10 protein-coding genes are annotated in these 8,506 nt (G+C 42.3%); all 10 read right to left on the reverse strand.

Going from position 1 to position 8,506, the window contains the following annotated elements; genetic code table 11:
* Positions 1-9: 9 nt before the first annotated feature.
* Positions 10-1,053 carry an N-acetyl-gamma-glutamyl-phosphate reductase gene (gene argC, locus Hs20B_RS06580; RefSeq protein WP_172356817.1) on the reverse strand — a complete coding sequence of 348 codons (1,044 nt, stop codon included), beginning with the start codon at positions 1,051-1,053 and terminating at the stop codon, positions 10-12.
* A 151-nt stretch (positions 1,054-1,204) separates the two neighbouring features.
* Positions 1,205-1,894, reverse strand: coding sequence for an SDR family NAD(P)-dependent oxidoreductase (locus Hs20B_RS06585; protein ID WP_172356819.1), 690 nt, complete (start codon positions 1,892-1,894; stop codon positions 1,205-1,207).
* Positions 1,863-2,405 carry a MerR family transcriptional regulator gene (locus tag Hs20B_RS06590; protein ID WP_172356821.1) on the reverse strand — a complete coding sequence of 181 codons (543 nt, stop codon included), beginning with the start codon at positions 2,403-2,405 and terminating at the stop codon, positions 1,863-1,865. Before Hs20B_RS06590 ends, Hs20B_RS06585 begins: the two co-directional genes overlap by 32 nt.
* A 119-nt stretch (positions 2,406-2,524) precedes the next feature.
* Positions 2,525-4,354: a translation elongation factor 4 gene (gene lepA / locus Hs20B_RS06595; RefSeq protein ID WP_371863849.1), complete on the reverse strand. Its 1,830-nt coding sequence runs from the start codon at positions 4,352-4,354 to the stop codon at positions 2,525-2,527.
* A gap of 69 nt (positions 4,355-4,423) precedes the next feature.
* Positions 4,424-4,840: a nucleoside-diphosphate kinase gene (ndk, locus tag Hs20B_RS06600; protein ID WP_172356843.1), complete on the reverse strand. Its 417-nt coding sequence runs from the start codon at positions 4,838-4,840 to the stop codon at positions 4,424-4,426.
* 2 nt (positions 4,841-4,842) lie between these two features.
* Entirely contained in the window at positions 4,843-5,310 is a 468-nt protein-coding gene (locus Hs20B_RS06605) for a hypothetical protein (protein ID WP_172356823.1), read from the reverse strand.
* Position 5,311: 1 nt separating this feature from the next.
* Positions 5,312-6,079, reverse strand: coding sequence for an ABC transporter ATP-binding protein (locus tag Hs20B_RS06610; protein WP_172356825.1), 768 nt, complete (start codon positions 6,077-6,079; stop codon positions 5,312-5,314).
* The gene (locus Hs20B_RS06615; protein ID WP_172356827.1) at positions 6,069-6,908 is read right to left on the reverse strand and encodes an ABC transporter permease; all 840 of its coding nucleotides are present in this window, start codon (positions 6,906-6,908) and stop codon (positions 6,069-6,071) included. Before Hs20B_RS06615 ends, Hs20B_RS06610 begins: the two co-directional genes overlap by 11 nt.
* A 9-nt stretch (positions 6,909-6,917) precedes the next feature.
* Positions 6,918-7,919 (reverse strand): tryptophan ABC transporter substrate-binding protein, encoded by a 1,002-nt coding sequence (gene trpX / locus Hs20B_RS06620; protein WP_172356829.1) that lies wholly within the window; start codon positions 7,917-7,919, stop codon positions 6,918-6,920.
* A complete protein-coding gene (locus Hs20B_RS06625; RefSeq protein WP_172356831.1) occupies positions 7,909-8,376 on the reverse strand; it encodes a hypothetical protein in 468 nt (155 codons plus the stop codon). The genes trpX and Hs20B_RS06625 overlap by 11 nt, the downstream gene beginning before the upstream one ends.
* Positions 8,377-8,506: the final 130 nt, after the last annotated feature.

Consider the following 8,506-nt stretch of genomic DNA (forward strand, 5'->3'; position numbering starts at 1 on the left):
CTTTCATTTTTAAAATATTGGCACGAGGTCAAGCCCTGCTTTTTCGTCAAATCCAAAAAAGTGGTTCATGTTCTGAATCGCCTGTCCAGCAGCTCCTTTGACGAGATTATCAATCACAGTAACGACAGTCAGCGTATTTGTCAGAGGATTATAGTCAAGACCGATGTCCGTGAAATTCGTACCGACAACCTGATGCAAGTCAGGCAGATGACCTTGATCAAACACCCTAACAAAATATTTATCGTCATAAAGCTCATGATAGGCGGAAACAACCTGCTCAAACGTAATATTTTTTGCAAGTTTCGCATAGCTTGAGACGAAAATGCCACGATTGACTGGAATCAACGACGTTGTAAACTGGATAGGCAGCGTTTGATTTTGCCAAGACTTCAATTTATTGAAAATCTCAGGAATATGCTGGTGCTGATTGAGTTTATACATGCTAACATTTTCATTTACATTGACAAAATGGCTGCTGTCTGTCAGCTTCTTACCTGCGCCTGACAAGCCAGATTTGGCGTCAACAATGACACTATCGTAAGCAATCAAATCAACCTTGCTCTGATAAAGTGGTGCCAAACTCAGCAAAGTTCCCGTCGCATAACACCCAGGATTTGAGATGTAGTTTTGCTGTGGTGTATCAAAATCCGCTAATAAATAGTCAGCCTTTGACAGCAGATCGCTATGAATGGCTGATTTTTTATACCATTTTTCATATTGGTTGACGTCTTGCAGCCGAAAATCACCCGACAGATCAATAACTGGAAAATCAGCTAAAATCAGCTCACGCGCAAGCTCAGACGCAATACCAGCAGGCGTTGCAAAAAAGACCAGATCAGACGTCGCCATGATTTCTGACGCAGAAAATGCTTTTATCGTCAGACTTGCATATTCTGGAAAAAATGCAAGTTTTGGAAAAATACTTGTTAATGATGTACCAATATTTGATGTGCCATAAACACCATCGATTTCAACTTCAGAATGGCCGTGTAATAGTCTTAATAACTCTAAACCAGAATACCCAGAAATCCCAACAATTGCTATTTTTTTCATCTTGATCACCTCTTTATTGAATATATATTCAATTTTAATGTATAATATTGCAATTGTCAAGTGAAATCTGATATTTTATGCAAAAAAATATTAAAATAGTATCTTTATACAAAAAAAGAACTGTTATAGTTCTCTTTTTCAAAATCTCATTTTATGGCATTGCCATCCCATCTAGTTCCACCAGCGTCCCATTAGCCAAGCCATTATTGATCAAAGCGACAATTTTCTCACCAACCGTTGGCGCATCTTGCATGAAGTCACCTGTCATGTTGCCATTCAAGTCCGTTGTCACAGGCCCTGGATGAATGCCAGCAATCGTCGTCGTTTGATTTTCATGTTCAAGCCACAAGGCCATTGAAGTCGTCATCGTGTTTTGCGCTGCCTTAGAAGTCTTATAAGCAAATGGATTCAAAAAAACATTCGGACTGGTTGGCACCGTGATATTGACGATTTGCCCGTGACTAGCTTCAAGTATTGGTAAAAGTGCCTGAGTTAATGCAAAGGTACCGAAAAAATTCACCTCCATTGTTGATCGTAAATCTGCTAACGGCGTGTCATAGCCAATCAATTCTTGATTACCAGGAATACCCGCATTGTTCACAAGTAAGCTCAAGTCTGAATTTTCAAGTTGTTTTCCTACAGCATCCAAAGTCGCACTATCAGTCAAGTCAATCGCTTGCCAACTCGCGCTGATTCCTAACGCTTTTAAAGTTGCAACTGCGGCTTTGCCACGTGATGCATCACGCGCACCTACGACTACTCGCCAGCCACTCAAACCGAGTTGCTTTGCGATTTCAAATCCAATTCCTTTATTTGCTCCTGTCACTAATGCTGTTTTCATTTTGTTTCCTAACCTTTCTTGTGTAGCGTGCGATTTTTATGTCGACACCTTCTAAATTTTCCTCTAACAACTTGATATGTGATAACACATTTTCCTTGTGCGCCTGCATTAAGACTAAACGCTCACTAACTGTCTCATCACCTACAACGACCAGATCAATATAGTGACGAATTTTCTTGATTGGCATCCCTGTTAGTTTGAGTTTAATCACGGTTTCAAGCAAATACTTCTGTGCTAACGTAAAAATACGATGCCCTGATGATGAACGTTCAAGAAAAGGTAGCAGACCTTGTTTATCGTAGTAACGCAGAGATGATTCGCTGAGGTTATAGGCTGCTGCAATCTCCTGCATCGTGTAGGTCCGATTCAGTTTTGTTGCAATCTCATCTTTTTCTTCAGTCGTATATTTTTCACGTACTGGCATCAATCCTTGCTCACGATAATGCTCAAGTGTTGTTAATGGCAGATTGAACGCATCTGCCAAATCCTGCATTGCATAACCTTTTGTCATTTTTTTACTCCTTTAGTGTTCATTCTACACCTTAAACCATACTTTAAGTCAAGTATATGACATCAAAAAAACAAAAAAAAAACGAATCAGTTTTGATTCGTTTTAAAAAATCGTTATTTTCACTCGTCATCCATACTCAAAACACTCAAAAACGCTTCTTGTGGCACTTCGACATTGCCAATCGCTTTCATGCGCTTTTTACCTTTTTTCTGTTTCTCAAGGAGCTTGCGTTTCCGGGAAATATCACCACCGTAACATTTGGCAAGGACGTTTTTACGCAGAGCCTTGATGTCACTACGCGCAACGATTTTCTGACCAATGGCTGCCTGTATTGGTACTTCAAACTGCTGACGTGGGATGATTTTTTTGAGTTTATCCACGATTATTTTGCCGCGTTCATAGGCAAATTCCTTATGCACAATAAAGCTCAGCGCATCCACACGTTCACCATTTAGCATGATATCCATCTTAACAAGCGAGCTCTTGCGATACTCTGAGATTTCATAGTCAAAGCTAGCGTAGCCCTTAGTGCTTGATTTCAATTTGTCAAAAAAGTCGAAAACAATCTCTGACAAGGGCATTTGGTAGATGACATTAACCCGATTTTCATCGAGATAATCCATGGTCACAAAGTCGCCACGCTTACGCTGGGCAAGCTCCATTACAGCACCTACATAGTCCTGTGGCACCATAATCTGTGCCTTTACAAATGGCTCTTCGATGTTGTCAACACGCGTCGGGTCAGGAAATTCTGACGGATTTGCGACCTCAATCATCTCGCCGTCAGTCGTATTGATATGATACACCACGCTTGGTGCCGTCATGATCAGATCAATGTTGAACTCACGCTCCAAACGCTCCTGGATAACATCCATGTGAAGCAAGCCAAGAAAGCCACAGCGAAAGCCAAATCCCAGCGCCTGAGACGTTTCAGGTTCAAACTGCAAACTTGCATCGTTAAGCTGTAACTTGTCAAGCGCCTCACGCAAATCATTGTATTTATTTGACTCGATCGGATAAATCCCTGCAAAAACCATTGGATTCAGTTGTTTATAGCCGTGTAATGCCTCTTTTGCAGGATTGTCAGCAAGGGTGATGGTATCACCAACTCGCGTATCAGCAACCGTCTTAATCGCTGCTGCGATATAGCCAACGTCCCCTGTCGCAAGAAACTCGCGTCCGACTGTTTTAGGTGTGAAAATGCCGACTTCCGTCACGTCAAATGTCTTACCATTACTCATGAGCTGGATTTTATCGCCTGGCTTAACAATACCGTCCATGACACGAACTTGGAGAATAACGCCACGATAGGCATCGTAAACTGAGTCAAAAATCAAGGCCTTGAGTGGATTATCAACAGAGCCTTGTGGTGCTGGTACTTTTTCGACAATCTGCTCTAAGATATCTTCAATACCGATGCCCGCTTTTGCTGATGCAAGCACCGCTTCTGAGGCGTCAAGCCCAATCACATCCTCGATTTCCTTGCGCACACGTTCAGGATCAGCTGCTGGCAAGTCGATTTTGTTGATAACTGGCAATATTTCAAGGTCATTGTCAAGCGCCAGATAGACATTTGCAAGCGTTTGTGCCTCAATACCTTGCGCTGCATCCACCACTAATATCGCGCCCTCACACGCCGCAAGCGACCGTGACACTTCATAGGTAAAGTCGACATGCCCTGGCGTGTCAATCAAGTGAAACGTATAGTCTTCACCGTCTTTTGCACTATAATTCAGCTCAATTGCGTTAAGTTTGATGGTAATGCCGCGCTCACGCTCCAAATCCATCGAATCCAAAAGTTGCGCCTGCATCTCACGCGCCGTGACAGTCTTTGTCTGCTCTAAAATCCTATCAGCAAGCGTTGATTTCCCATGGTCAATATGCGCAATAATCGAAAAATTTCGAATATTTTTCTGCCGTGTTTTTATTTCATTTAAGTCAATAGTCATAGCTCAATTTTACCATAAATTATGGAAATAAAAAACCTTGTCTCGCGACAAGATTTGACACTAACTGGCTTATTTTCCAAACCAGATCTGTATTTCACGCCGAGCTGACTCAGGACTATCTGACCCATGAACGATATTTTGGATTGCACCATTTTCCTGTGCCCTTGCAAAATCACCACGAATCGTACCTGGCAAAGCAAGCACTGGATCTGTCACGCCCATCATCGTCCGCCAAGACTTGATCACATCTGGACCGCTTGCGATACCTGTGACAACAGGACCTGACATCATAAATGTCGCAATCCCTTCAAAAAAAGATTTATCAACTAAATCCGCATAATGCGCTTCTAATAACTCACGCGTAATCATGCGCATTTGTAAGTCTTCAATTCTAAAGTCACGGTTTTCAAGCCGACCTAGCACTTTACCGACAAGCCCGCGCTTTACGCCATCAGGCTTGATCATAAAAAATGTTTGTTCTTGCATCATTACTCCTTTTTGTTTGTTTGACTAGTGATTTCATTTTCTATATTTTCGTCAGATGTAGCCCGCATTTCCTTGAGTTGATGAATGAACCAAAACTCGAAAAAGAGGACAAGCCCAATCAAAAGCGCCCAGCCAATCATCACTGAGGAAAGTATCAAAAGTCCAGTAGCACCAGCCTTCATGTAAATTTTTTCAGGATGATGGTTGTTGACATATACTTTTGGTCGCGTGCCTACTTTTCCGAAATTTTTAAGCACATTAGCAACAGGCGCAGTACTGTATGTCTTGCCCTTGTACTGATAACGGACCACTTTCTCGTCATCATGTCGGACAATAAGTCCTATGACGGCAGTTTTTGGATCCTTATGCTCCGTCAGATAGCGCTGAAAATTCATGGCGCCGATAAAGAGAAAAATCAGCGCAAAGAAAGCAAGAATGACACGGGATACACGTTGAATTAGTTTTGTCATATTAGTCAAATATCCTATAGAAATCTTCTAGTTTCAGCTGCGATTTCTCATCCGCAGCAAGGTCTTGGACAATTTTGCCATCTTTCATGACAATCAAGCGATTACCATATTTGAGTGCATCTTCCATGCGATGTGTGATCATGAGCGCCGTCAGATTTTGCCGGATGACAAGACTTTCTGTCAGATTCATGAGGGCAACCGACGTCTTTGGATCAAGCGCCGCCGTATGTTCGTCAAGCAGTAATAATTCAGGCGCCACAATCGTTGCCATAAGTAAGCTCAAAGCCTGACGCTGACCACCTGAAAGATTACCCGTTGGCGTATCCAGATGCTTTTCTAGACCATTTCCGATCTGCTCAGCAATCTCAGAAAACTCTTTTTTATAAGCAGCAATATTACGCAGTTTTAGATTGCGTTTTTTACCACGAAGCGCTGCAATTGCAAGATTTTCAGCGACCGTCATCCGAGGTGCTGTGCCCATTTTAGGATCCTGAAAGACTCGGGAAATGTCCTTGGCACGCTTTTCGGGTGATTTTCTCGTGACATCTTGACCATTGATGATGACTTGCCCTGAGCTCAATGTCAGCGTGCCTGAAATGGCATTAAACAAAGTCGATTTCCCAGCACCATTACCACCTAGTACCGTAATGAAATCCTGCTCATAAATATCAAGTGTCACATTATCCAAAATCACCTTGCGCTCATCACCGTTTTCAATGATTTTAGTTGCATTTTTTAGCGAAATAATCGGGGTTTTCTCAGCTGGCATTGACTTTCACCCCCTTGAAAAATCTATCTTTCAATGTTGGAATCATGAGACAAATCGCTAAAACAATCGCACTGAAAAGCTTGAGATAGTTGGTATTAAAGCCAAGTTTAATCACAGCCAATATCAAAAATTGATAAAAAATTGAGCCAATAACAATGGCAAGCAAACGCTCAAACATGGACACATTGCCAAAGAAAACTTCACCAATGATAATGCTTGCAAGACCAATCACGATAACGCCAATCCCTTTAGAGACATCAGCATAGCCGTCATTTTGGGAAATTAGTGCACCAGAAAGTGCAATGACACCATTTGACATGACAAGTCCTAGAAGCTCCATGCGGTCTGTATTGATGCCAAACGACTGCGCCATCTCCACATTATCCCCTGTTGCGATAAATGCCTGACCCAAGTTCGTGTTCAAAAAATATAGCATGACAGCAATGACAATCATGACAGCAACGATACTGACCACAGTACTTTTGAGCTTAGCACTGCCCAGCAAGCCGAGGTTAGCGCGACCCATGACCATGAGCATGATCGAATTACACGACGTCATGACGAGAATCCCAGCAAGCAGCGTCGGAATTTTCCCCTTTGTATACAGTAGCCCCGTCGCAAGTCCAGCGCCACAGCCAGCGACAAATGCGATAATGGTAGCAATAATTGGTGGCACACCGTTTGTAATCAGCGTGACCGCAACTGCACCACCCAAAGGAAATGAGCCTTCAGTCGTCATGTCAGGAAAGTTTAGAATCCGAAAGGTCATAAAGATTCCCAGACCTAAAATGGCCCAAAGTAGACCTTGATTGATAGTAGAAAGTATCATATGCGAGCTTTAGCTAGCCCCTTTCTCTGCAGCAGCATCAGCAGCCTTAACGACTGTCTCTGGAATAGTGATATTAAGCGTTTTTGCCGTATCTTTATTGATGACTGGTGTTGTTGCATCATAAAACTCAACTGGCAAACTTGAAACTGATTTACCTTTGAGGACTTGTGCTGCCATTTTACCCGTGGCAATTCCTAAATCACGTTGGTTGATGGTCACAGCTGCAAGACCGCCTTGTGCCACCATGGTGTCAACTGATGGAAAGACGGGTTTTTTCGCAGCATTTGAAAGCTCGATGACTGTTGGAAAAGCTGAGGCAATGGTGTTGTCGACTGGCACATAGATGGCATCGACTTTTGACAGCGCAACGTTTACGGTTGTTGTGATGTCGTTTGTTGACGAAACAGCGTACTCTGTTACGTCATAGCCTTCTTTTTTTGCTGCTTTTTTAAACTCAGCAACTTGAGATTTTGAGTTGTCTTCTGACGAACTATATAAAACACCGATTTTTTTGACATTTGGTGTCACTTCTTTGATCAATCCGACTTCTTTTGCGACTGGGAACTTGTCAGAGACGCCCGTCACATTGCCTTCAGGTTTCTTGACATTTTTGACTAACTTTGCGCCAACGGGATCTGATACAGCGCCCATGATGACTGGGATTTTACTTGTTGCATTGGCAAGTCCTTGTGCTGTTGGTGTTGCGATGCCAATCAGAACATCATTTTTTTCATCGACTAGCTGATTTGACATGGTGGTCACTTTTGACTGGTCGGCTTGCGCATTATAAAAGTTGATTTTCGCATTGGCATAGCCCTCGTCAGATAGGCCTTGCTTGATTCCTTTGTAGATTTCGTCCAATGCGGGATGCGTCACGTACTGGAGCACACCGATTTTGACGTCAGCAGACTTGACCTTGTCTTGCTGCTTGACAAATTTCGGGACAAAGATCGAGAGCAACCCAATCACGACGATGACGGCGATTGTGATCACCATTTTTTTATTTTTCATTTGAAAACTCCTTTAGTTTTTTGAGAAAAGTTTGGTCAAGCTGGGTCTTATCCGTGATTTTCCAGGTCGCAACCTGTTTTGTGCCATCAAAACGCACGATGCTAATCACAGCATTGTCAAGCTTCAAGCCCGCCACAAACTTATCATGGTAAAGTTCCTGGAAGATGTAAATTGGCCGTGAAACGCCTAAGGTTGCTTCCTGATTGACAAAATGATCGAATTTTTTATTGAGCGCTGTATTTTTAGCATTCAAAATCACGACAACTGTTGTCTCTCTATCTGCAAGTAAACTAGGAATATCACCTTTTGGAACAGCAAGCACCTGGTTTGTTGTTGTGACTTTTGGGATAATCTGACTTTCTTCTAAGCGAACACTATGATGCCATTTTGGTGTCATGACAAAAAAGATAGCAACGACTAAAAGCCAAGCAGCTAAAATCAAATATTTCTTCTTCATTTTTCTATTTTACTACACTATATCATTAGAAAGCAACTGATAGTGTGAAACGCTCCGTTAAGCCATTTCGTAAAAAGTGATACTCACTGAATCGCAATACATTTCAACAAAAGGGTAATTAAAAGGGTAG

This window comes from Pseudolactococcus insecticola (assembly GCF_011170065.1).
Classification (GTDB): Bacteria; Bacillota; Bacilli; order Lactobacillales; family Streptococcaceae; genus Pseudolactococcus; species Pseudolactococcus insecticola.